Origin of the sequence: Corynebacterium sp. HMSC14B06 (assembly GCF_001807075.1) — a bacterium.
Classification (GTDB): Bacteria; Actinomycetota; Actinomycetes; order Mycobacteriales; family Mycobacteriaceae; genus Corynebacterium; species Corynebacterium jeikeium_D.
The window spans coordinates 139,017-158,990 of the sequence record NZ_KV787356.1 but is presented as its reverse complement, the minus strand read 5'-3'; the positions used below and the strand labels follow the sequence as shown (position 1 = coordinate 158,990).

The following is a 19,974-nucleotide window of genomic DNA, read 5'->3' as shown; positions in this document are numbered from 1 at the left end:
AGTCAACAGGTGTTTGAGTACCTATGCAGAGAGCATCTTTGGGTTGTTCAGGATGCCGTGGACTCAGGCGCAGGGGTCGGGTTGTTGATAGTCGCAACGCGCCATTCAATTACACAACCTTCGTGTTTTGTGTAGGCACGGTGGAAGGCTACGTCTCCTTCAATAGCTCGTGGCGCAGGGCGTCGTTAAGCGAAGTGAAGCGGAACCTGTGCCCCGCCTTTTGCAGCGCTGCTGCCTCTACTCTCTGATTCGCGAGAGCCAACTCCGCAGCACCGCGTTTGCCCAGCAGTACTGCAGGCCCCAGTGAAGGAATCGGAACCGCCGTCGGGCGGTGCAAGACCTCTCCCAATACCCTCGTGAACTCCGCATTATTCACTCCGGAAGCCAGTGGCACCACCGCATTGACAGGTCCGGCAAGTGCGGAATCTGCCAACGACCGGTGATAGATGTCCAACAGGTCGTCCAAAGCAATCCACGGGAACCACTGCTCGCCCGACCCCAATCTTCCTCCAAGTCCGGTGAACACCACGCCCGCTAGTAGCGGCAAGAGTCCGCCGCCACCAGCAAGCACGAGACCAGTACGGACGTTTACGACCCGCTTGCCTGCATCGCGAGCGGGATCCCATGCATTTTCCCAATCGCGCACGATAGCCGAGAGACTGTCCGCGGCGGCGCTGCCGTCGTAACGCTGCGCTTCCGCGCCAGGGCCAGCGTCCTCGGTGAGCACCTCTGGGCCACGATCCGCACCGTAGAACCCCACCGCCGACGCTCCAACCGCGACCTTCACGCTGTCAGTAGATGCAACGAGCTTTGCCAGAGCTCGCGTTGGTTCGACACGGGAATGGCGAACCTTTCGAAGATGCGCCTCCGTGAAGCGCCCCGCAATCGGTGCGCCGGCCAGATGGATGACCGCGTCGACTCCCTCCAGCAAGTCAGCTGCGGGTGCCGCAGTATCCCAATATCGCTTGTCCACACCCGTCTGTTCACGTGAGCGCACCAGCAAAATCACCTCATGTCCGGCCGTGGTCAGTAGCGCGCGCAGCTGCGTTCCGACGGTCCCCGTAGCTCCACTGATCGCCACTGTCAGCGGCTCCGGCACATGCCCCAAATACTCCGAAAGCCTATCGACGGCCGCAAGGTCGCCAGCAACCTTCGTAGCACGGTAGGCGAACATCGAATCCAACCCGGGTACCGGAACCTTGGTGTCAACGGTGTCCTCTAAAACCGTGCCAGCGCTGCCGTCGTCAAGCGGAGTATCGGAGAGAACGTGGGTGTGCTTCCACCCCGTGATGCGGCGAAAGGGCTCGCTGGTGACTTCGTCAATGAATCTCTGGCCGGGGAGGAAACCGGCCGGGTCGTGACGTGCAATCCATTTGAGGCCAGCCGGCATGGAGAATACGGTCGTGCCGTCGGCGAGGTTGGCGGATTCGGATTTCGGTGACATCGGGAGAAGCCCCGGTGTTAGGCGGGTGACAGCGCCTGGGCGGGAGAACCACTCGGCGACGCAACGGCGAGGAAATGCGATGGTGTGGCGATAGGTGGGAATAGTTAGTCACTCTCTGAAACTTGTCCGACGTTAAGGAAAAATAGTAGACCCCGAAGTCTTTCAGCGAAGTGAGACTACGGGGTCTTATGCGTAAGGTGCTCTCACACCTTCGAGTTCAGAAAGAACTAGTCACGATCAGTGTTGGCCATTGCCAGCACGTCGAGGCGCTTGTCCAGCTCTTCCTCGGTCAGCTTCTCGCCGTCGACGAAGCCCATGTCGATAACAGTCTGACGGATGGTCTTACCTTCCTTCAGAGCAGTCTTAGCGACCTTAGCTGCGTTCTCGTAGCCGATGGCGGAGTTCAGCGGGGTCACAATCGACGGGGAGGACTCAGCCAGAGTCTTCATACGCTCAACGTTCGGCTCGATGCCGTCCACCAGCTTCTCGGCGAAGACGCGTGCGGTGTTCGCCAGCAGCTTAGCGGACTCCAGCACGTTACGTGCCATGACCGGGATGAAGACGTTCAGCTCGAATGCGCCGTTAGCGCCAGCAAACTCAACGGCGGTGTCGTTGCCCAGAACCTGCGCTGCGACCTGGGTGGCAGTCTCGCACAGAACCGGGTTGACCTTACCCGGCATGATGGAGGAACCCGGCTGCAGATCCGGCAGGTGAATCTCAGCAAGGCCGGTCAGCGGGCCGGAGCCCATCCAGCGAATGTCGTTAGCGATCTTGTTCAGGGAGACTGCGACGGTGCGCATAGCGCCGGAGAATTCGACCAGGGCATCGCGGTTAGCCTGAGCCTCGAAGTGGTTCTGAGCCTCGCGCAGCTCCTTGATGCCGGTCAGTTCGACGAGCTCAGCGGTGACCTTGGCACCGAAGTCCGCCGGGGTGTTCAGGCCGGTGCCAACAGCGGTACCACCGATTGGCAGCTCGCCCAGACGCGGCAGGGTGGCCTCGATGCGCTCAATGCCAGCCTCAATCTGGCGGGCGTAACCGGAGAACTCCTGACCCAGGGTCACCGGGACAGCGTCCATCAGGTGAGTGCGGCCGGACTTAACAACGGTCTCCCATTCCTTGGCCTTCTTAGCCAGGGACTCCTGCAGAACCTTCAGTCCCGGGACGAGGTCCTTGACAGCTGCCTCGGTTGCTGCGACGTGAGTGGCAGTCGGGAAGGTGTCGTTGGAAGACTGACCCATGTTGACGTGGTCATTCGGGTGAACCTCAACGCCGTTGGCCTTTGCGATGGACGCAATGACTTCGTTGGTGTTCATGTTGGAAGAAGTGCCCGAACCGGTCTGGAAGACGTCAATCGGGAACTCAGCATCGTGCTTGCCTTCGGCAATTTCCTTGGCAGCGGCGACGATGGCATCTGCCTGCTCAGCAGACAGCAGGCCGCGCTCCTTGTTGACGATGGCGCAAGCTGCCTTCAGCAGACCCATAGCGCGAATCTGTGCAGACTCCAGCGGACGGCCGGAAATCGGGAAGTTCTCAACTGCACGCTGAGTCTGTGCGCGCCACAGGGCGTTAACCGGAACCTTAACCTCGCCCATGGTGTCGTGCTCGATGCGGAACTGCTGCTCTGTCATTCGTTGCCTCTTTCAGTTAGGGGAACTTGAGTGCGCGCAGAACGGCCCCTCATTGCGCATGCAATTTTCATGCGATGCAGAACCGTTAGCGCATTCATCTTCAAGTATGAATCAGTTTGTTAAAAAAGTGGTGCCCTGAGGGCACCACTAAAGGGGTAGTTACTTACAGATCGATGTCAGGCATCTCGCCCTTGCCGTAGTCGATGCTGGCGTACTTGCGCAGCTTCTCCAGGGAGTGGAAAGCCTCGATGCGACGAATGGTGCCGGACTTGGAGCGCATAACCAGCGAGCGGGTCCACGCGCCGTTACCGCGGTAAGCGACACCGCGCAGCATGTCACCGTTGGTGACACCAGTGGCAACGAAGTAGCAGTTGTCGGATGCGACCAGGTCATCGGTGGTCAGAACACGAGAAAGATCGTGCCCAGCGTCGAGAGCCTTCTTAATTTCGGCCTCATCGCGCGGGTGCAGTTTGCCCTGGATTTCGCCGCCCATACACTTCATGGCGCATGCGGTGATGACACCTTCTGGGGTGCCGCCGACGCCCATCATGATATCGACCGAGTTCGTGTTCTGAGCTGCGGCAACAGCGCCAGCAACGTCACCATCGCCAATCAGTCGAACCTTGGCGCCAGCTTCGCGGATGTCACGAATCATGTCAGCGTGGCGCGGGCGATCCAGCACGACAACAGTGACATCTTCCGGACGCAGCCCCTTGGCCTTAGCAACGACCTTGATGTTGTGCTCAACTGGAGCCTCGATGTCAATCTTGCCGGCAGCCTCCGGGCCAACAGCAATCTTATCCATGTAGAACACAGCCGACGGGTCGTACATGGAGCCGCGGTCTGCAGCAGCAAGAACAGCGATAGAGTTCGGGCGGCCCTCTGCCATCAGAGTCGTGCCGTCAATCGGGTCAACCGCGATGTCAACGGCCGGGCCTTGGCCGTTGCCGACCTTTTCGCCGTTGAACAGCATCGGGGCTTCGTCCTTTTCGCCCTCGCCAATAACAACGACACCGTTCATAGCCACGGTGTTGATGAGCTGACGCATGGCATCGACGGCAGCGCCGTCGCCCTTTTCCTTCTGACCACGACCGACCCACTGACCAGCTGCCAGTGCAGCGGACTCAGTAACTCGGACGAGCTCCATCGCAAGGTTGCGATCTGGTGCTTCAGGATTCGAGGCGTTCATTGACTTCTGGCCCTTCCGTGGTTTTTGAGAACTCTTTTGAGGTTTGAGAATGTGCTGGGAGACGCCACGCCAGGAAACTGGGGTTTAGCGTTGCAACAATTTCTATTGATTGATGTTTGGCGCATCAGTTTTAGCGCCTTTGCATCTGTTACTAGTGTTCCACCTTTTTGGTGTTCGGGGGTGGACGCAGCGCCAAAGTGGGGGGAGTTTCAGGGCTAAACCCCCACATCACGCGGTTATCAAAAGTTTGTTCCGGCGTCAGTTCGCTTGACGACGTCGACAGCGTCCGTCATCAAGTATTGCTAGCTGCAGCTGTGCGGGTGCGAATGATGACTAGGTTCGTTGCGGGGCCTTTGGCATACTTGAGCGCGTGGCGAATGAGAAACCTAGGATTTTGCAGGACAGTCGAGACATGATTCTCACCCTCGTGGTGATGTTTCTTGCGGTGGCTGTCACCATTGGCTTTACCGGCCTGTGCAGTTTTAACCCCGGGAAGCCGGAAAACGGTCCGGTGCGCGAGGTCGATGCCGCCCCATTCGTGAACGTGGAGGCTCGGCGCGTGGACTATCCAGTTCGCCTGCCGAAGGTGCCTGAGGGCTGGACTTCAAACTCGACCCGCGCGGGTATGGCGGCGGGGAAGCAGACGACCATTATTGGCTATGTCACCGCTAGCGGAGCATTCATTCAGGTCACGCAAACAGATGCGGAAGCAGGTCAGCTGCCGGATGATGGTAAGAACCGTCTCCGGGACGGTACTACTGACGTGGAAGGTACAACCTGGACTAAGTATGAGCCGGCTGAGGACAACGTGCGTCGCGTATGGGTTGGGGACCTCGGTGACTCCCGCGCAATTATCGAGGGCACTGCCAACGACGAGGAGTTCACACAGTTGGCGGCGGCATTGCAGAAGGCCGAGCCAATCGATCCGGACGCGACAATGCCGGATTCGTCACAGCCGCAGCCGACTGCGTCCGAGATGCCGTCGGCACCAGCAAAGTAGGCCGAGTCGAGCACTCACCTGGAGTGGTAATCCCGACTAGAGCCATAAAATAGCTGAACTCAGCTATCAGCGAAGAGACGAGAAACGATATGAACCGACGATCGTTTCTCGTCTCTTTTTAGTCCTCATCGCCCACATTCTCGGCAGAAGCCGAGACATCCTGATTCTTGCTGGCCAAGGCGGCTTCAACCTTTGCCCGGGCGCCAGCCAAATGCTCCTCGCAGCGGCGGGCCAGCGCCTCGCCTCGCTCCCACAGCGCCAGGGATTCATCCAGGCTCATCTGTCCGAGTTCTAGGAGCTTGACGGTCTCGACCAGCGCATCTCGAGCCTGCTCGTAGCTCAGGTTCTCCACCGGTACCTGTTCCTCCGAAGAGGGAGCCTGACCCGCGCCGAAAACATTGTCATTCATTAGCGAATACGTCCTTCACATTTAGTAGTTAAAGCTTCAAGGTTGGAAAAGTCATTGCTTACTAATTCGCCGGCTTCGTAGCTAGCGTCGCTGCAGAGATGGAGCCGTCACTGACGCGAATTCGCAGTTGGGAACCCATCGGAGCATCTGCAATAGAGGTCACAATCTGTGGTTCCGGCTGAGTAGCCGATTGTGCCTGCACGATGGCATAGCCGCGAGCGAGTGTGGCAGAGGGGCCAAGTGCTGAAACCTTGCCGCGCAATCCCGATACCACGGCTTCCTCACGTTCCAGACTGCGGTGGATGAGAAAACGCAGCCGATCAACCTGCGCCGTGACAAACTCTTCACGCACGCGGATGGGAGTGAGCGGATCGCGCAGTACCGGCCGCGACGTCAAATCCCGCAGAGTCGCTACTTCACGGTCAACCCATCGCCGTAGAGATGCCGAGGAGCGCTCACGCAGCTGTGCAATGAGGCGTCGTTCCTCAGCAGCATCGGGCACTGTTTTCTTTGCCGCATCCGTCGGTGTGGCAGCACGTAAATCAGCGACGTAATCCAACAGCGGAGTATCCGGCTCGTGCCCGATTGCAGAAACCACCGGTGTTGTCGCCTTACTCACCGCACGAATCAGAGCCTCATCTGAAAAAGGCAGCAAATCTTCGACACTGCCACCGCCACGGGCGACGATGATGACATCAACCTCCGGGTCGGCGTCGAGCTGTGCAAGCGCCTCAATAATCTCCGGAACAGCCTTGGCACCCTGCACAATCGTGTTGATTACCCGGAAACTCACCTCGGGCCAGCGGGCGCCCGCGACCGAAAGCACATCGCGTTCAGCCGCTGAACCGCGACCAGTAATCAACCCGATCTTGTTGGGGAGATAGGGCAGAGGGCGTTTCAGCCGTGGATCAAAAAGTCCTTCCGCCGCTAGCGCCTGGCGCAGCTGTTCCAACCGCGCCAATAGTTGCCCCAACCCCACGGGTCTCCACTCCGTAGCCCACAGGGAAAACTGCCCCCGCCCGGCATAAAACGCAGGCTTGCCCAAAACCACTACGCGGTCGCCGTTGCGCAACGGATTATTGCGCAGAGCCGCCGTAGAACAAGTCACCGACACCGAAAACTCCGCGGAGGTGTCACGCAGAGTGATGTAGGAGAGCTTCCAGCTCGGTTTGGAGTTGACCTGGGCGATTTCCCCCTCGACCCAAATCTGTCCAAGGCGCTCAATGTAGTCCTTGACTAACTGGTTCAGGCGTCGAACCTGAACCGGTTTCTCGGCCGACGTTTCCAATTTCGACATACATCAACACTTACACGATGGCGCGGATTGCCCTGCTAATAAACGCACGTTGCCCACAGGCTAAATCTGCCTGTGGGCAACTGTGACGGTAAGGTGCAAGTCCGAGCTACTTGCGGTAACGAGACCTGGTATCGCGCCCGGTTATGCGCTCCTGGCGAGGGCGCTGCTGTCGCGGTGGCCACTCCTCGGTGCGACGGTGGTTGCTCCCCGGGCGTGCGGGGCTCTGTTGAGGCTTTTCGGACCGAGACTCCGGCGAAGACCGTTCTCCCCACATCCGTGCCGTTCCTGCCGCTTGACGACGGGGAAACTCCTGCGTTGGCCGCTGCGGTGCGTTTGGCCGTTCAATCGGACGACGAGGCTGCTGTCTGGTCGAGTTTGGCGAAGTGGAATCCTGAGTGAACTGCGCCTGGCCCGGATGCGGGCGAGACTGCCAACGGGATGTTGGCTGCTGGGCCCGCTGGGCGAAATTCGAGCGCTGCTGGGCGCGCTCCCCAGAGCGGTCAACTGGTCGCTCACGCAGTTGCTCGGCGTTGCGCGATGCCGAGCTGGCGCTCGCTGCCGGTCGGGCACCAGAACGAGAAGTCTCCTGCCGAGAGCGTGCAGCCTGCTGGCGCGCCTGGCGGCGAGCTTCGGCATCTCGGATAATGTCCGCAGCGGGACGTCGTGAAGCAGGGCGTTCCTGAGAGCGAGAAGCTACGCGGCGATCAGATTCGGCGAGACGACGGCGAACCTGAGAGCTGGATTCGACAGCGGCTTCGTCACGGTGCTGGCGTTGTTTAGCGGCCTTGCGCTGGGTGTTGAGGGATTTCTCCTGGGTGCGGGTGATTTCGAGGTAACGCCACACTGCGATGATGACACAGATAATCATCAAGATCAGCAGCCACGGGAACTGCTGGATGATGGGATATGCGGAGGTCACCAGGCGAGCGCGTTTAGAGGTCGTCGCGGTCGCGCCACCATTTTCGGGATCGGCGAGAGAACCGGTAAACCACGCTGTGAAAAAGGTGACAAGCGCGAACAAAATAGGGATTTGAGCGACGGTAACTACCAGACCGCGAGGAACCACCAACAGTGTTCCGGCCACAGCAGCCACGGCAAAAGCAATGAAGTAGGGCTTGCCAAGCGAACCGTTGGGAACAGAAAAGAGCAAACCAAAAACGCCGGCCAGAAGCATCAGCAACGGCGGCACAAACATTGGCACGCGTGGAAGCAGGGGTTTGTTCCCACTGCCTTTACGGGTTATTGCTGATCTGTTCGACACGAATGCGTATCCTACCGGTTATTAGTGATAAAAACGGGCAAGCCCGGTATAAGAGCCTGCCCGTGTCTTGGAATCTCGCCCTACTTGTTTTTCTTAGAGAAAGGCCCGGAGACGACTTCAGTGACCTTGTGGAAGGCCTTGGTCATCGCTCCCTCTTCCTGCTTGGTCGGACCAGCATCGGGGGAAACTTTACCGGCGGTGCGAGCATCTGCCTTCACAGCGCTCTCCGCGGAGCTGTCGGAGTCATCACTGCCCAGACGGAACGAAGCCAGTCGGTCGCGCATCGCACGGCCGGCAGCTTCAATCTGAATGCCGGAGATTGATCCGGCATCCGTGGCGAACTCGATGTCCTTTGCGGTCTTGTCACCCGTTCGCAAATCCGTGAGGTCGCCGAGGTAGCGGAACCAGACCGCGACGACTGCAGTGACTGGCACAGCCAGGAAAGCGCCGATGATGCCGAAGATACCGCCACCGAGCAGAACCACCAACAGGACGATTGCGGCGTGCAGGTCCATAGCCTTGGACTGCAGAATCGGCGAGAGGATGTTGCCCTCAATCTGCTGGACGGCAATGATGATGAGCAAGACAAAGATTGCTGTGGTCAGGCCGTTGGCAACAAGTGCGACAACCACCGCAATGAAGCCGGCGGTGAACGCGCCGACAATAGGAATGAAGCCAGCGAAGAAAGTCACCACGGCCAGGACCATTGCCAGCGGCACATTCAAAATCGCAAGACCGGCACCGATGAAGACCGCGTCGATAAGCGAAACGATAGCCTGCGTGCGGATGTAGCCCGACAGCGTGTTCCAGGAGCGGGTGAGTACCTCCGTGAGATGCCAGCCGAGGCGACGTCCGGTCAGGCGGCGGAGCCATGGCAGGAAGTCCTGGCCGTCCTTGATGAAGAAGAACGTCAGCACCAGCATTGCCATCAAGGTTACGGCGACCGAAGAGACCACCGAGATGCCTTGGAAGACTGTGTTGGCGATATCGCCGGAGCGCTCCTGGAGCCATTGGGAACCCTGGTCCAGAGCGTCGAGGATTTGTTCATCCTTGACGTTAAATGGCGGGGCCTGAATGATGTTCTGGACTTCTTGAATGCCATCTGTGAACTGGCGACGCAATTCGGGGAACTGCGACTGCACAGTCGGTGCGAGGAACGCGACGACGCCGCCAAGCAGCGCCAGCGCGCCTAGGATGACCGTCAGTGCGGAGAGTGCGCGGGGCCAGCGGTGTTTCATCAGGAACACGGCGGGCGGAGCCAGCACCGTGGAGACAATCAGGGCCAACAGAATCGGCAGAACGCCAGCCCAAATCTTTCCCAGAATCATAGCGCTGACGTACAGCGCCGCTGCGGTGATGAGGAAACGCAGGCACCAACCTGCGAACCACCGGGCACCCTCGCCAATGACGTCGGCGCGGTCGATGGATTCGGCGTCGTTTTCGCTCATAAGCTCATCGAGGTTTTCAGCATCTTCCGGCAGATCCGGTTGCGTTGCCGCTGACTTATGGGCGTCGGAGGGGATAGACAGAGACTGTTCTATACGCAGAGGCTCCGATCCCATTACGTGATCGATAGCGTCTTTTTCGGACTGCGCAGTCCACTCTTCGCCTTCATTGGGTTTATTGCTCACGTATTCATTATGGGGGTTCGGAGGGGATAGGGGGCAACTTCACGAAGTTAGGGCGAGTTCAAATCTTTCTCCCCGAGCCCGTAAGATGAGCAATGTGAGTCTTACACTTGGAATCGTCGGTCTGCCCAATGTCGGAAAGTCAACCCTGTTTAACGCCTTGACACGCAACGATGTGCTGGCTGCGAATTATCCGTTCGCCACCATCGAGCCGAACGTCGGCGTTGTGGAGCTTCCCGATCCCCGTTTGAATAAGCTCGCCGAAATTTACGGCTCCGAGCGTATTCTTCCGGCTACGGTGTCGTTTGTGGACATCGCCGGCATCGTCAAGGGTGCATCGGAGGGCGAAGGTCTTGGTAACAAGTTCCTCGCCAACATCCGCGAGGCTGACGCTATCTGTCAGGTCGTCCGTGTCTTCAATGATGATGACGTTGTGCATGTCGACGGCAAGGTTGACCCGGCCTCTGACATCGGTGTGATTGAAACCGAGCTTATCCTGGCTGATATCCAGACTATTGAGAAGGCGCTGCCGCGTCTGGAAAAGGAAGCCAAGAAGGATAAGGAAAAGGTCGGCGAGGTTGAAGCCGTCAAGCAGGCTCTGGCCGTGCTGGAAGAGGGGCGCACTCTCTTCGCTGCTTCCGATGATGTGAAGCTCTCCGCTCTGCGCGAGCTGCACTTGCTCACCGCAAAGCCGTTCCTCTACGTCTTCAATGCTGACGAGGAAGTGCTTGCCGACGAGGACCGCCGCGCGGATCTAGCCGCTGCTGTGGAACCGGCAGACTGTGTGTTCCTCGACGCCAAGGCTGAGTCGGACCTTCTGGAGCTGGATGAGGAATCCCGCAATGAGCTCCTGGCTGAAATTGGCCAGACCGAGCCGGGTCTGCATTCGCTTGCTCGCGCTGGTTTCCGCACTCTTGGTCTGCAGACTTACCTGACCGCTGGCCCGAAGGAGTCTCGCGCCTGGACCATTCCGAAGGGTGCTACGGCCCCGCAGGCTGCCGGCGTGATTCACACTGACTTTGAGCGTGGCTTCATTAAGGCTGAAATTGTGTCCTTCAGTGATCTGGTCGAGGCCGGTTCGATTGCCGAGGCAAAGGCTAAGGGGAAGGTCCGCCAGGAGGGCAAGGACTACATCATGCACGACGGCGACGTGGTTGAATTTAAGTTCAATGTGTAGCTAGGCCTTATTAATAGCGTTTGACAACACGCGCTCCTATTTGCCGTCGTATCTCACGAGACGCTGACGTGGATGGCCGCACCATCGACCTGCAGCCTCAGGACTGTGAAGTCATTGCAAAGCAGCGTGGCTTGCACGTTGGACATAGGACATAACGACGTCGATCAGTCCATTTCCGCGTCAAAGAAGAATGTGGCTCGCCCCAACTACGACGCCATGGTGGCATCCCTCGAACGCGGCGAAATCGACGCGATCATCTGCTGGGACCTCGCTGGACAGTCCGATCGGTCGGACAGAATTACTCCCGCACCCCAGCGTAATCAGGGGTGCACCTTAAAAACATTCGGAGGTGGGGGTAACTCCCCCTCGTTGCCCAGAGACAAAATACGCCAGTGGCGTCTGTATGACGCCCCGAAGGTAGGACAAATTCCAATCCAGAGAGGTCTTGCACTGTTGCGGTGCGGTTGTCTTCTTTCTCACCGTATTGCACCCTGCGAAATTAATTGGATACGATAGAACCATGTTGATTTCAGGTTCCGTTTTCATGCGGCCGCTCACCAACCGCTAAGGCGGTTTTCTCCCTCCCGCGGGTCAAAAACCGCTCCGGTCCTTTAGCCGGGCGGCCATTTGCCATGCCCGGCTCCGTTTCAACTCCACGGAGCACACCTGATGTCTACATACGGATACGGCCGTCACGAACATGGCCAAAATTTTCTCACAGACCAAAAGATCATCAACACCATCGTCGATCTTGTAAAACAAACCACCGGCCCCATCATCGAGATCGGGCCGGGAAGCGGTGCCCTCACTCACCCGATATCCCGCTTGGGGAGGGCAATAACGGCAGTTGAGGTAGACGCAAAACTAGCTGCCAAACTCACAAAAAAGACCGCCTCGGCGTCGGTCGAAGTGGTCCATGATGATTTCCTTAACTTCCCGTTACCCGCCACTCCCTGCGTCATTGTGGGAAACATTCCCTTTCACCTCACCACTGCCATTCTTCGAAAGTTGTTGCATGCGCCGGCATGGACTGACGCTGTACTCCTCATGCAGTGGGAAGTCGCTCGCCGCCGGGCCGGGGTAGGCGCAAGCACGATGATGACGGCTCAGTGGTCCCCATGGTTCACGTTTCACCTTGGTTCCCGAGTACCAAGGTCTGCTTTCCGTCCACAGCCTAACGTTGACGGGGGGATCTTAGTGATCCGCCGGGTGGGTGACCCGAAGATCCCGATAGAGCAACGCAAAGCCTTTCAGGCTATGGTGCACACCGTTTTCACCGCCCGGGGACGCGGGATAGGGGAAATTCTCCGAAGGGCAGGGTTGTTTTCATCACGTTCAGATACACAATCATGGTTGCGCTCGCGAGGAATCGACCCCGCAACCCTACCCCCCAGATTGCGCACCAGCGACTGGATCGATCTCTTTCAGGTGACTGGTTCCTCTCCATCGCACCATCGGCCAATTTCACAATCGGGAAGTAGTCAACGCCCTCCTCAACGCAAAAAACGAGGCCGGCGGCGTTAATCTCCCCGCCACCCAAACCGAAATCCACCAGTAGTAGTGGACGACCAGTGCTGGTCTACCGTGAGCCGGGTTATGACAGTGACGTGTTCTCGTCGGGCACAGTCATAGTTCCCGGCGTTGCCGGCGACAGGGTTCTATACCCAGCAGCGGGGCCGATCAAAATTACCCGCACGGGGAACGACCCTGCTGGTGGTTTCGATTTTGATGGAAGCGAGGAGATTAGCCCCTCGACAACTCCCCGTAGCTGGCGAACAGTAGCTCCTGGCGCTGGCGCTCGTTGGTGAGTTTGCGTGCCACACCGAAAGCTTTATTTACTTCTCGGTCCATTTCGTCGTGAGCCTTGAGCAGAGTTTGGTCCATCGCTAACGGGTTGTAGTGCTCCGCGAGTGACCCCTCGGGGTGCCGCTCGCGGGCCCGCAGTACCAACTGTCCAGCGTCGATGATTCGCTGCTGCGCTTTCTCATCTAGTTCACACGGAGCTGGTCCGAAGGAGTAGCTCCCGGTGTACTCCGAAGAACGGAAAAATGAATAGTGGGGATACATCGACTTCCATTTTCCATTCTCCCGGCTCAGAGTATTGAGGGGGCTGGGACCGGGTCCGTAAACCCTTTATGTTTTCCACGCACAGCGGTTTATAGCGACGATCCCTATAGGTTTTCCGCAGAACCTATATGTATTTCTGTGCACCCCCATGTTGTCCGTTTTAGCGGTATTTCGTTGCTACTTCCGCACTTGCGAATAAAATGGTTATTTATCGCCGACACTCCGTGGAGTTCAAATTTAACGTGTAGCGTTATTGACGCTTCGCGTTATGGGGGATAGGGTGAAGCATGATCCAGTCGTTCGCTGACAAGGACACTGAGCGTTTGTGGAATCGAGAGCGAGTTCGCTCGATCGATTCCCGCATTCACTCAGTAGCGCTGCGCAAGCTTCGCCAGCTTGGGTACACGCAGACTCTTGATGAGTTACGGATTCCCCCGGGAAACCGGCTCGAGGCGTTGAAAGGTGATCGGCGGGGTCAGTTCAGCATTCGAATCAACGACCAGTGGCGGATCTGTTTTCGTTGGTCCGCCGCGGGGCCAGAGGAGGTTGAGATCGTTGACTACCACTGACAAGCTCCCTCCGGTTCACCCCGGTGAGATCCTCATGGAGGACTTTCTCAAGGAAATGGGGATCACCCAGCACAAGCTCGCAGTCTCCATCGGCGTTCCGCCCCGCCGGATCAACGAAATTGTTCACGGTAAGCGGGCTGTAACCGCGGACACTGCTCTTCGCTTGGCTAAGTTCTTCGGAATGAGCCCCCAGTTCTGGCTCGGGTTACAGACTCAATATGACTTGGACGTTGCGGAAGACAAGATCCTCTCGGAAATCGAGCGGATTCAACCGGTCCAAGCTGTCTCAGCGTAGCGGTTACCCGAACCAGGTCCGTCAGCGTGAGGATATGCATGCGGATGGTTCGAACTAGGGAATTTGGGGCCGCCGTCGCGTGGACTTGAGTTCCGAGCGCCGCTTTTTCGCTTCGAGACGGCGTCGCACCGAGCTCCGCGTCGGCTTGGTCCTGCGCCGCGGGGGAGGAGGCGGAGCGAGCGCCTCGCGCAAGAGGGCGGCCATGCGTTCGCGTGCCTCGGCGCGGTTGCGTACCTGCAATCGCTGGGTCGATGCGGTAACGGTAAGGACGGTGCCGTCTAGGCGGTGCTCGTGGTTGTGGAGGACGCGGCGACGCTGGGCGTCGGAAAGCGATGAGCACGTAGCGATATCGACGGAAAGCTGCACTTTGCTGTCCGTAGTATTGACGCCTTGGCCGCCTGGTCCCGACGACTTCGCGAACCGCTCCGTCAGGTCGGCGGCGACGATGACCAGACCCCCGGGGATCCCTGGGCCAGGCGCGATGGTCAGGTCGTTCATACCGCCCAGCTTAGTTAGAGTTGTTTCCGGATCAGACCCGCCGTGCGAGATCAGGGTAGTGTACGACCACGCCGTCACCGTCGACCTCCAACTCGACGTCGACTCCCCGTGTTCCGCTTTTGTATCGGACAGTTTCAGCATCGACGGAGCTGTAGTACTGGTCTGATGCGATCACCTGGAGGGACGGTATATCAATCCAAGCCATGATCAGCTGCGTTTTCGGGACCTGAGTCTCAAGCAGCGTCAAGCGACGAATAGGCATTGTGTTGGTGAGAGGGCACAGACCGAGATCGCAATCGAGTGCGGCTTTCAGGTCGGCTGACTGGACGATACCGGGGGAGGGCAGATCTTCAGGCTGGGCGCCCTCTTCATTGGTTTCCGCCGACCACACGCCTTGCTCGGACCTAAACAGCTCGAGGCTTCGCCCCCATCCGTCGCCTTCAACGTTCACCGACACACGTTCGGTCACCCAGTTCTCCGCGGCGCGCAGCTCCCACGTGGCCTTGTATCCATCGCCGTATTGCACTCCGGAAGCGGTCAAACCGGCTCCTAAAAAATGAACTGCGGCCTCGTTCCGGATGAGGGGAGTCTTGACATGCTCCCACTTATACGTGCGCTCCATGGTGAGGATTTTACCACGCTTGATGGTGCGAAAAGGCAGGTAGCTTTCGACTGAAACTCGGTCGAGTTCAAATTCAACGTTTAACGCGGGCAGCCGCCGCCGGATTCTCGGTGGCGATTCCGGCCCGAACCTCGGGGACATTCTCGCGCTTCCTCATCTACGTGAGCTCCGCGATTCCGGCCAGCTCACCGCTGCCCCCATCTTCGATAGTTTGAGCGAGCTCGACCACGACCATCTGATCTGGTGCACTGGTTTCCGTCCGGCCCTCGGCCCATTCCGCCACCTCATGCGCGACCGCGAAACCGCGGTGAAGAATCTCCATCTAGTTGGTTACGGCAACTGGACCGGCGACGGTTCGGCAACCCTGATAGGTGTCGGGTCCTTTTGCTAAATACGCTGCCTAGGTAGTCGCGGGTCGTGTCGATGAAGCGCGGCATCAAAAGTTTTGAGACGACGCTTGGTCCCTGAGCAGCTCGATCCTTCAAAGATCCGCGCTGGAGAGCCAGCGCGCTGGGCGAAGGTGCGCCTCAGCGCTTCGCTCGCGCAGCCCGCAGGCCGTTCAAGATCACGATAACTTCAGCGACCTCGTGAACCAATACGACGGCGGCCAGACCCAGCACGCCGCTGATCGCCAGCGGCATCAACACGATGATGATGGCCAGAGACAGCACGATGTTCTGGTTAATAATCCTGCTGCCTCGACGGGCGTGCTGCAGCGCCTGCGGGATCAACCGGAGGTCGTGGCCGGTGAAGGCGACGTCAGCGGACTCGATTGCGGCATCAGAGCCGGTCGCTCCCATTGCTATGCCCACCGTCGCGCCCGCCAGCGCAGGAGCGTCGTTGATGCCGTCGCCAATCATCGCCGTCGGCGTCTTGGAGGAGAGCTCGGCGACGATGCTTGCCTTGTCCTCCGGGCGCAGCTCAGCGCGCACATCGTCGATTCGGGCGATTTCAGCCAGAGCCCGGGCGGTGCGAGCGTTATCGCCGGTGAGCATGCTCACTTCCACGCCGTTGGCGTGCAGGGTCTGCACAGCTTCGGGTACCTCGGGCCGCAGCTCGTCGCGGACCCCGATCGCCCCGGCGAGAGCGTCATCGACGGTGACAAGGACGCAGGTCTGGCCCTCGGACTCCATGCGCTCAACGTCTGCCTTCAGTGGCCCGGCGTCGATCCACCGGGGACTGCCCACAAGTACCCGTCGACCTTCGACGGTGCCGCCGATGCCATGCCCGGCTTCCTCGCTGATGTCCAAGGCAGCGGGCGCTTCGGGCCCCGCTGCCGCGATCGCAGCGGCGAGGGGGTGCGTCGATTGCTGCTCAACTGCCGCCGCGAAAGCAAGCACCTGAGCCCGATCGAATCCGTCTGCCGGGACCACGTCGGTAACCTCGGGCTGGTTGCGGGTAAGGGTTCCGGTCTTGTCCACCGCCAGGTGGCGGATGCCGCCGAGTCGCTCGAACGCCGCGCCGGATTTGATGACCACGCCGAACTGGCTGGCCGCGCCGATCGCGGCCACGACCGTCAGCGGCACCGAGATTGCCAGCGCACACGGCGATGCTGCGACCAGGACCACCAACGCGCGGGTGATCCACGTCTCGGGGTCGCCCAGCAGCGAGCCAATCACGCCGACCAGCACCGCCAGGATCATCACCCCGGGCACTAGGGGTTGGGCAATCCGGTCGGCGATCCGGGCGCGGTCGCCCTTTTCCGCCTGCGCCTGCTCGACCAGGTCCACGAGTGTGGTCAGCGAGTTGTCCGTTCCAGCTGCGGTCGTCTCGACCTCCAGCACGCCGGCGGAGTTGATTGCTCCCGCGGGCACCTCGTCGCCGGGCGCAACCTCCTCCGGAATGGATTCTCCGGTGATCGCTGAGGTGTCAAGGCTGGAGCGCCCAGACCGAATGATGCCGTCCGTGGCGATCCGCTCTCCGGGGCGCACGAGCATCAGCTCGCCAGCCACGAGATCCTTCGCTGCGACCTCGACCGTCGTACCGTCGCGCAGCACCGTCGCGGTCTGCGGTACCAATTTCAACAGTGCCCGCAGTCCGCCCTGGGCCCGGTCCATCGCCTTGTCTTCCAGTGCCTCGGCGATCGAGTACAGGAACGCTAGCGCCGCCGCCTCTCCGACGTAACCGAGGATTACCGCGCCGACCGCGCTGATCGTCATCAGCAAACCAATGCCGAGCTTGCGCTTCGTGGCAAGGTTCCGGATAGCGCCGGGCGTGAACGTATACGCCCCTAGCAGCAGGCCGATCCAGAACAGAACTGTCGCGGGTGTCTCTAGTCCGGACCAGTCCAGCGCCAGACCTATGCAGAGGGCTACGCCGGAGAAGATCGGCAGTAGCAACTCGGGGTCCTTCCACCATGGCCGATCGAGATCTTCGATCTCCGTGGCTGGTTCGTGTTCGCATCCACATGCTGAACTCATGCGTCCGCTCCTTTTCCGTCGCAGCCGGGCACCGAGCACTCAGGGTCGATGCACGGGGCGTTTTCGTCGACAGCCAACGTCGCGTTCACTAGTGCGTTGAGCGCTGTCGCGAGGTGCGGATCGGCGATTTCGTAGCGTGTCTTGCGGCCCTCCGGCTCGGCGACGACGATGCCGCAGTCACGCAAGCAGGTCAGGTGGTTCGAGACGTTCGAGCGGGTCAGGTCCAGGTCGCGCGAAAGCACGGCCGGGTAGCTCGGGCCGTCGAGTAGGGTGATCAGGATTCTGGAGCGCGTCGGATCCGCCATGGCCCGGCCGAGCCGGTTCATGACGTCGAGGCGTGAAGCAATAGTCAGCATATACTGAACTATACAGCAATTACTGAACTATTCAACACGCACTGAACTGACATTGAAGCGAAGAGCTTGCGAACTGCAGGAATTAGTCGATGAGATAGCCGGTAACTGGGCCTTCGTGATTCGGCTGCCAACCCAACGCGGGGGCGACATGCGTGGCGAAGTTGTCCAAGATCTTCACGTTGACGTCGACGCCATCCCGGTGGGGATGGTGATGAGCAGGGTGTCGGCGGACATGACGGCGGCGTCGGCTTTGAGCTGCTCAATGAGTTTGTCCGGCTCGGCGGCATAGGTGCGGCCGAAGGTGGAGGCGCCGACGTCGGGAAGCATGCCCACCTGATCGGAGCCGGAGGCCTGCATGCCGAACAACTGCATGTCCGCGCCGTCGACGATGGGGAAGATAGAGCGGGACACCGACACGCGCGGCGTCCAATCGTGGCCCGCCTTCTTCCACGCGGCGCGATAGCGGCTGATCTGATCCGCCTGGATTTCGCCCAGAGTCTCGGCGGTGGTCTCGGAGACCAGGGTGGAGGACATCAGGTTGAGCCCGTCCTTGGCGGTTTGCTCGGCAGAAGCGTGGGTGCCGGAGCCGTAGAAAATATGCTTACGCAGCTCGGGCGCCATGGGGAAGACCGGCAGGGCGGAGCCGGGTTGGAATATGTTGGGGTACTGCCGGTCCAGCGGTGCGGCGGTGGCGAATCCGTTGCCGTCCACTGCAGCCATGAACGCCTCGAGGTGGGCTCGCGCCACGTCCGCGCCGTTGGGCGCTTTACCCCAGTAGCCGAAGGCCTCCCAGCCGCGGTCAGCCACCTCGGGGGCGCCGCGCGAGATGCCCAGGGCCACGCGGCCACCGGAAATTTGGTACAGCGACGCGGCCTCTTCGGCGAGGTAGAGCGGGTTTTCATAGCGCATGTCGATGACACCGGTGCCCACCTCGATGTGTTTGGTAGTGGCCGCGACAGCACCCAGCAGCGGCATCGGGGCGGAGGCCTGCGGCGCGAAGTGGTGGACACGAAAGGACGCGTTGTTCACGCCGATTTCGTCCGCAGCCTGGGTGATCTCCAGATGAGTCTTGGCGATCTTTTCTGCAGATGGCCCGCGCTAGCTGCCGAAGGCGTAATGCCCGAAGCTTAAGAAGCCGAACGCTTTCATTGGATAACACTCCTTTTGATGGTGTTAACGAGAGGGGGTAACTTTGCAACGAGATGCCGTGGAGTTCAAGCTCGACGTCTAGGGCCGTGGCAAGTCGGTAGTACGTTTTTCGATTCGACGCTTTGGGGCACACTACCGGGGTTGCCGGTGCTCTTCTTAGATTGCGCGGTTCAGATTTCCTAACCTAAAGCTCGTTTGAGCGTGCTATCCGCTGGTGTGCCTCCGATGCTGCTGCTCATAAGGTGGTGGGCGCTCCATGAATACAAGGCGTAAGTCGCGCCTTAGGTCAGGCCGAGGAGGATGCCGTGGCTCACTGGGTCGTAGTCCGAGTTTCCGCACCCACTGGCCTCTGGTGTACGCGCTAGCCCCGCTCGGGGTAGCGCACGAGGAGATCGTTGCCGATGACTGCGCCGTCGTTGAGCGTTGCCTCGCTCACCTTCGCCCCGGCTGCACCCAGACCCATAATGTGGCCAACCTCGTCACCGTGGGCGATGAGGTGGTCGGCGATGATACGCCGGTGGCAGCGCCACCACACCGCCTCGGCGCACATGATTGCGGTGGGGGTTTCCGCGGCGTTCGCCCGTAGCTGCGAGATTGCGTCGGAGAACTCCTCGCCCAGCGCATGGTCGGCGTAATTGTGGAAGCTGCGGTTACGCCAGTTGCCGTTAACCTCAAACGGCACCGAGTGGGACACGTTGCGCCGCCCGGTGAGGCCCTCGCTTCTGCTGTAAGTGATGCCACATGTAGGAAGGTGTTCGGCAAGGTAGTCGCCGTTGAACCACGGGTACTTCCTGGATCCGGGCAGCTTGCGCACATCCACGATGGATGCCACACCGGCAGCTTTGATCATTTCAGCGAAGTCCTCGAACTCGAGGTTGGAGTGGCCCACGGTGAAAATGCGCATGTCGCCAATGCTACGCGCCAAGCGGTTACACCCACATCGGCTTCACGAATGAGAAGGTGAC

At 59.7% G+C, this 19,974-nt stretch carries 20 protein-coding genes and 1 pseudogene; 6 read left to right on the top strand and 15 right to left on the bottom strand.

The window, feature by feature from the left end; translation table 11 throughout:
- Positions 1–148 precede the first annotated feature (148 nt).
- The 3 genes from HMPREF3130_RS01615 to glpX form a co-directional block, all read right to left on the bottom strand.
- Entirely contained in the window at positions 149–1,444 is a 1,296-nt protein-coding gene (locus tag HMPREF3130_RS01615) for a TIGR01777 family oxidoreductase (protein ID WP_240593391.1), read from the bottom strand.
- A 227-nt stretch (positions 1,445–1,671) separates the two neighbouring features.
- Entirely contained in the window at positions 1,672–3,072 is a 1,401-nt protein-coding gene (locus tag HMPREF3130_RS01610) for a class II fumarate hydratase (RefSeq protein ID WP_016423173.1), read from the bottom strand.
- A 163-nt stretch (positions 3,073–3,235) separates the two neighbouring features.
- Positions 3,236–4,261 carry a class II fructose-bisphosphatase gene (gene glpX / locus HMPREF3130_RS01605; RefSeq protein WP_005510610.1) on the bottom strand — a complete coding sequence of 342 codons (1,026 nt, stop codon included), beginning with the start codon at positions 4,259–4,261 and terminating at the stop codon, positions 3,236–3,238.
- Between the two features lie 370 nt (positions 4,262–4,631).
- On the opposite strand from glpX, the gene HMPREF3130_RS01600 reads away from it, so the two are divergent.
- Positions 4,632–5,261, top strand: coding sequence for a DUF4245 domain-containing protein (locus tag HMPREF3130_RS01600; protein ID WP_083276313.1), 630 nt, complete (start codon positions 4,632–4,634; stop codon positions 5,259–5,261).
- 118 nt (positions 5,262–5,379) lie between these two features.
- On the opposite strand, the gene HMPREF3130_RS01595 is transcribed toward HMPREF3130_RS01600, so the two are convergent.
- The 4 genes from HMPREF3130_RS01595 to HMPREF3130_RS01580 all read right to left on the bottom strand — a co-directional run bounded on the left by HMPREF3130_RS01595 (position 5,380) and on the right by HMPREF3130_RS01580 (position 9,859).
- Positions 5,380–5,670: an exodeoxyribonuclease VII small subunit gene (locus tag HMPREF3130_RS01595; protein WP_005510689.1), complete on the bottom strand. Its 291-nt coding sequence runs from the start codon at positions 5,668–5,670 to the stop codon at positions 5,380–5,382.
- A 61-nt stretch (positions 5,671–5,731) separates the two neighbouring features.
- Positions 5,732–6,967, bottom strand: coding sequence for an exodeoxyribonuclease VII large subunit (gene xseA, locus HMPREF3130_RS01590; RefSeq protein WP_070429180.1), 1,236 nt, complete (start codon positions 6,965–6,967; stop codon positions 5,732–5,734).
- 106 nt (positions 6,968–7,073) lie between these two features.
- Positions 7,074–8,228, bottom strand: a complete 1,155-nt coding sequence (locus HMPREF3130_RS01585; protein WP_070429179.1) for a DUF6542 domain-containing protein — start codon at positions 8,226–8,228, stop codon at positions 7,074–7,076.
- Positions 8,229–8,308: 80 nt separating this feature from the next.
- Complete coding sequence (locus HMPREF3130_RS01580) at positions 8,309–9,859, bottom strand: AI-2E family transporter (protein WP_016423168.1); 1,551 nt, start codon at positions 9,857–9,859, stop codon at positions 8,309–8,311.
- A gap of 94 nt (positions 9,860–9,953) precedes the next feature.
- Between HMPREF3130_RS01580 and ychF the strand changes: the two genes are divergently transcribed.
- The 3 genes from ychF to erm all read left to right on the top strand — a co-directional run bounded on the left by ychF (position 9,954) and on the right by erm (position 12,557).
- The gene (gene ychF, locus HMPREF3130_RS01575) at positions 9,954–11,033 is read left to right on the top strand and encodes a redox-regulated ATPase YchF (RefSeq protein ID WP_049189393.1); all 1,080 of its coding nucleotides are present in this window, start codon (positions 9,954–9,956) and stop codon (positions 11,031–11,033) included.
- A gap of 72 nt (positions 11,034–11,105) precedes the next feature.
- Complete coding sequence (locus HMPREF3130_RS11445) at positions 11,106–11,549, top strand: recombinase family protein (protein ID WP_223845690.1); 444 nt, start codon at positions 11,106–11,108, stop codon at positions 11,547–11,549.
- Positions 11,550–11,702: 153 nt separating this feature from the next.
- Positions 11,703–12,557, top strand: a complete 855-nt coding sequence (gene erm / locus HMPREF3130_RS01570; protein ID WP_070429178.1) for a 23S ribosomal RNA methyltransferase Erm — start codon at positions 11,703–11,705, stop codon at positions 12,555–12,557.
- Between the two features lie 219 nt (positions 12,558–12,776).
- On the opposite strand, the gene HMPREF3130_RS11395 is transcribed toward erm, so the two are convergent.
- A complete protein-coding gene (locus HMPREF3130_RS11395; RefSeq protein ID WP_049189366.1) occupies positions 12,777–13,100 on the bottom strand; it encodes a type IIL restriction-modification enzyme MmeI in 324 nt (107 codons plus the stop codon).
- A 287-nt stretch (positions 13,101–13,387) separates the two neighbouring features.
- On the opposite strand from HMPREF3130_RS11395, the gene HMPREF3130_RS01560 reads away from it, so the two are divergent.
- Entirely contained in the window at positions 13,388–13,669 is a 282-nt protein-coding gene (locus HMPREF3130_RS01560) for a type II toxin-antitoxin system RelE/ParE family toxin (RefSeq protein WP_049189367.1), read from the top strand.
- A gap of 34 nt (positions 13,670–13,703) precedes the next feature.
- Positions 13,704–13,964, top strand: coding sequence for a HigA family addiction module antitoxin (locus HMPREF3130_RS01555; protein WP_049189394.1), 261 nt, complete (start codon positions 13,704–13,706; stop codon positions 13,962–13,964).
- Between the two features lie 54 nt (positions 13,965–14,018).
- On the opposite strand, the gene arfB is transcribed toward HMPREF3130_RS01555, so the two are convergent.
- From arfB to HMPREF3130_RS01525, 7 genes and pseudogenes are all read right to left on the bottom strand, one after another.
- The gene (arfB, locus tag HMPREF3130_RS01550; protein ID WP_010187974.1) at positions 14,019–14,462 is read right to left on the bottom strand and encodes an alternative ribosome rescue aminoacyl-tRNA hydrolase ArfB; all 444 of its coding nucleotides are present in this window, start codon (positions 14,460–14,462) and stop codon (positions 14,019–14,021) included.
- Between the two features lie 31 nt (positions 14,463–14,493).
- Positions 14,494–15,225: a putative glycolipid-binding domain-containing protein gene (locus tag HMPREF3130_RS01545; protein ID WP_224783733.1), complete on the bottom strand. Its 732-nt coding sequence runs from the start codon at positions 15,223–15,225 to the stop codon at positions 14,494–14,496.
- A gap of 16 nt (positions 15,226–15,241) precedes the next feature.
- Positions 15,242–15,406, bottom strand: coding sequence for a hypothetical protein (locus HMPREF3130_RS11305; protein WP_160310014.1), 165 nt, complete (start codon positions 15,404–15,406; stop codon positions 15,242–15,244).
- Between the two features lie 205 nt (positions 15,407–15,611).
- Positions 15,612–17,504: a heavy metal translocating P-type ATPase gene (locus HMPREF3130_RS01540; protein WP_049189368.1), complete on the bottom strand. Its 1,893-nt coding sequence runs from the start codon at positions 17,502–17,504 to the stop codon at positions 15,612–15,614.
- Complete coding sequence (locus tag HMPREF3130_RS01535) at positions 17,501–17,860, bottom strand: Cd(II)/Pb(II)-sensing metalloregulatory transcriptional regulator CmtR (protein ID WP_012359887.1); 360 nt, start codon at positions 17,858–17,860, stop codon at positions 17,501–17,503. Before HMPREF3130_RS01535 ends, HMPREF3130_RS01540 begins: the two co-directional genes overlap by 4 nt.
- 82 nt (positions 17,861–17,942) lie before the next feature.
- A pseudogene (locus HMPREF3130_RS01530) lies at positions 17,943–19,009 on the bottom strand (LLM class flavin-dependent oxidoreductase).
- 361 nt (positions 19,010–19,370) lie between these two features.
- Positions 19,371–19,913: a DUF488 domain-containing protein gene (locus HMPREF3130_RS01525; protein ID WP_049171224.1), complete on the bottom strand. Its 543-nt coding sequence runs from the start codon at positions 19,911–19,913 to the stop codon at positions 19,371–19,373.
- Positions 19,914–19,974 lie beyond the last annotated feature (61 nt).

Bases quoted from the DNA above. Each gene is read 5' to 3' on its own strand.
- HMPREF3130_RS01610 (WP_016423173.1), bottom strand. From the start codon at position 3,072: ATGACAGAGCAGCAGTTCCGCATCGAGCACGACACCATGGGCGAGGTT.
- HMPREF3130_RS01555 (WP_049189394.1), top strand. From the start codon at position 13,704: ATGGAGGACTTTCTCAAGGAAATGGGGATCACCCAGCACAAGCTCGCA.
- HMPREF3130_RS11305 (WP_160310014.1), bottom strand. From the start codon at position 15,406: ATGGAGATTCTTCACCGCGGTTTCGCGGTCGCGCATGAGGTGGCGGAA.
- HMPREF3130_RS01525 (WP_049171224.1), bottom strand. From the start codon at position 19,913: ATGCGCATTTTCACCGTGGGCCACTCCAACCTCGAGTTCGAGGACTTC.
- xseA (WP_070429180.1), bottom strand. From the start codon at position 6,967: ATGTCGAAATTGGAAACGTCGGCCGAGAAACCGGTTCAGGTTCGACGC.
- HMPREF3130_RS01540 (WP_049189368.1), bottom strand. From the start codon at position 17,504: ATGAGTTCAGCATGTGGATGCGAACACGAACCAGCCACGGAGATCGAA.
- HMPREF3130_RS11395 (WP_049189366.1), bottom strand. From the start codon at position 13,100: ATGTATCCCCACTATTCATTTTTCCGTTCTTCGGAGTACACCGGGAGC.
- HMPREF3130_RS01545 (WP_224783733.1), bottom strand. From the start codon at position 15,225: ATGTCCCCGAGGTTCGGGCCGGAATCGCCACCGAGAATCCGGCGGCGG.
- arfB (WP_010187974.1), bottom strand. From the start codon at position 14,462: ATGAACGACCTGACCATCGCGCCTGGCCCAGGGATCCCCGGGGGTCTG.
- glpX (WP_005510610.1), bottom strand. From the start codon at position 4,261: ATGAACGCCTCGAATCCTGAAGCACCAGATCGCAACCTTGCGATGGAG.
- HMPREF3130_RS01560 (WP_049189367.1), top strand. From the start codon at position 13,388: ATGATCCAGTCGTTCGCTGACAAGGACACTGAGCGTTTGTGGAATCGA.
- HMPREF3130_RS01535 (WP_012359887.1), bottom strand. From the start codon at position 17,860: ATGCTGACTATTGCTTCACGCCTCGACGTCATGAACCGGCTCGGCCGG.
- erm (WP_070429178.1), top strand. From the start codon at position 11,703: ATGTCTACATACGGATACGGCCGTCACGAACATGGCCAAAATTTTCTC.
- HMPREF3130_RS11445 (WP_223845690.1), top strand. From the start codon at position 11,106: ATGGCCGCACCATCGACCTGCAGCCTCAGGACTGTGAAGTCATTGCAA.
- HMPREF3130_RS01595 (WP_005510689.1), bottom strand. From the start codon at position 5,670: ATGAATGACAATGTTTTCGGCGCGGGTCAGGCTCCCTCTTCGGAGGAA.
- HMPREF3130_RS01615 (WP_240593391.1), bottom strand. From the start codon at position 1,444: ATGTCACCGAAATCCGAATCCGCCAACCTCGCCGACGGCACGACCGTA.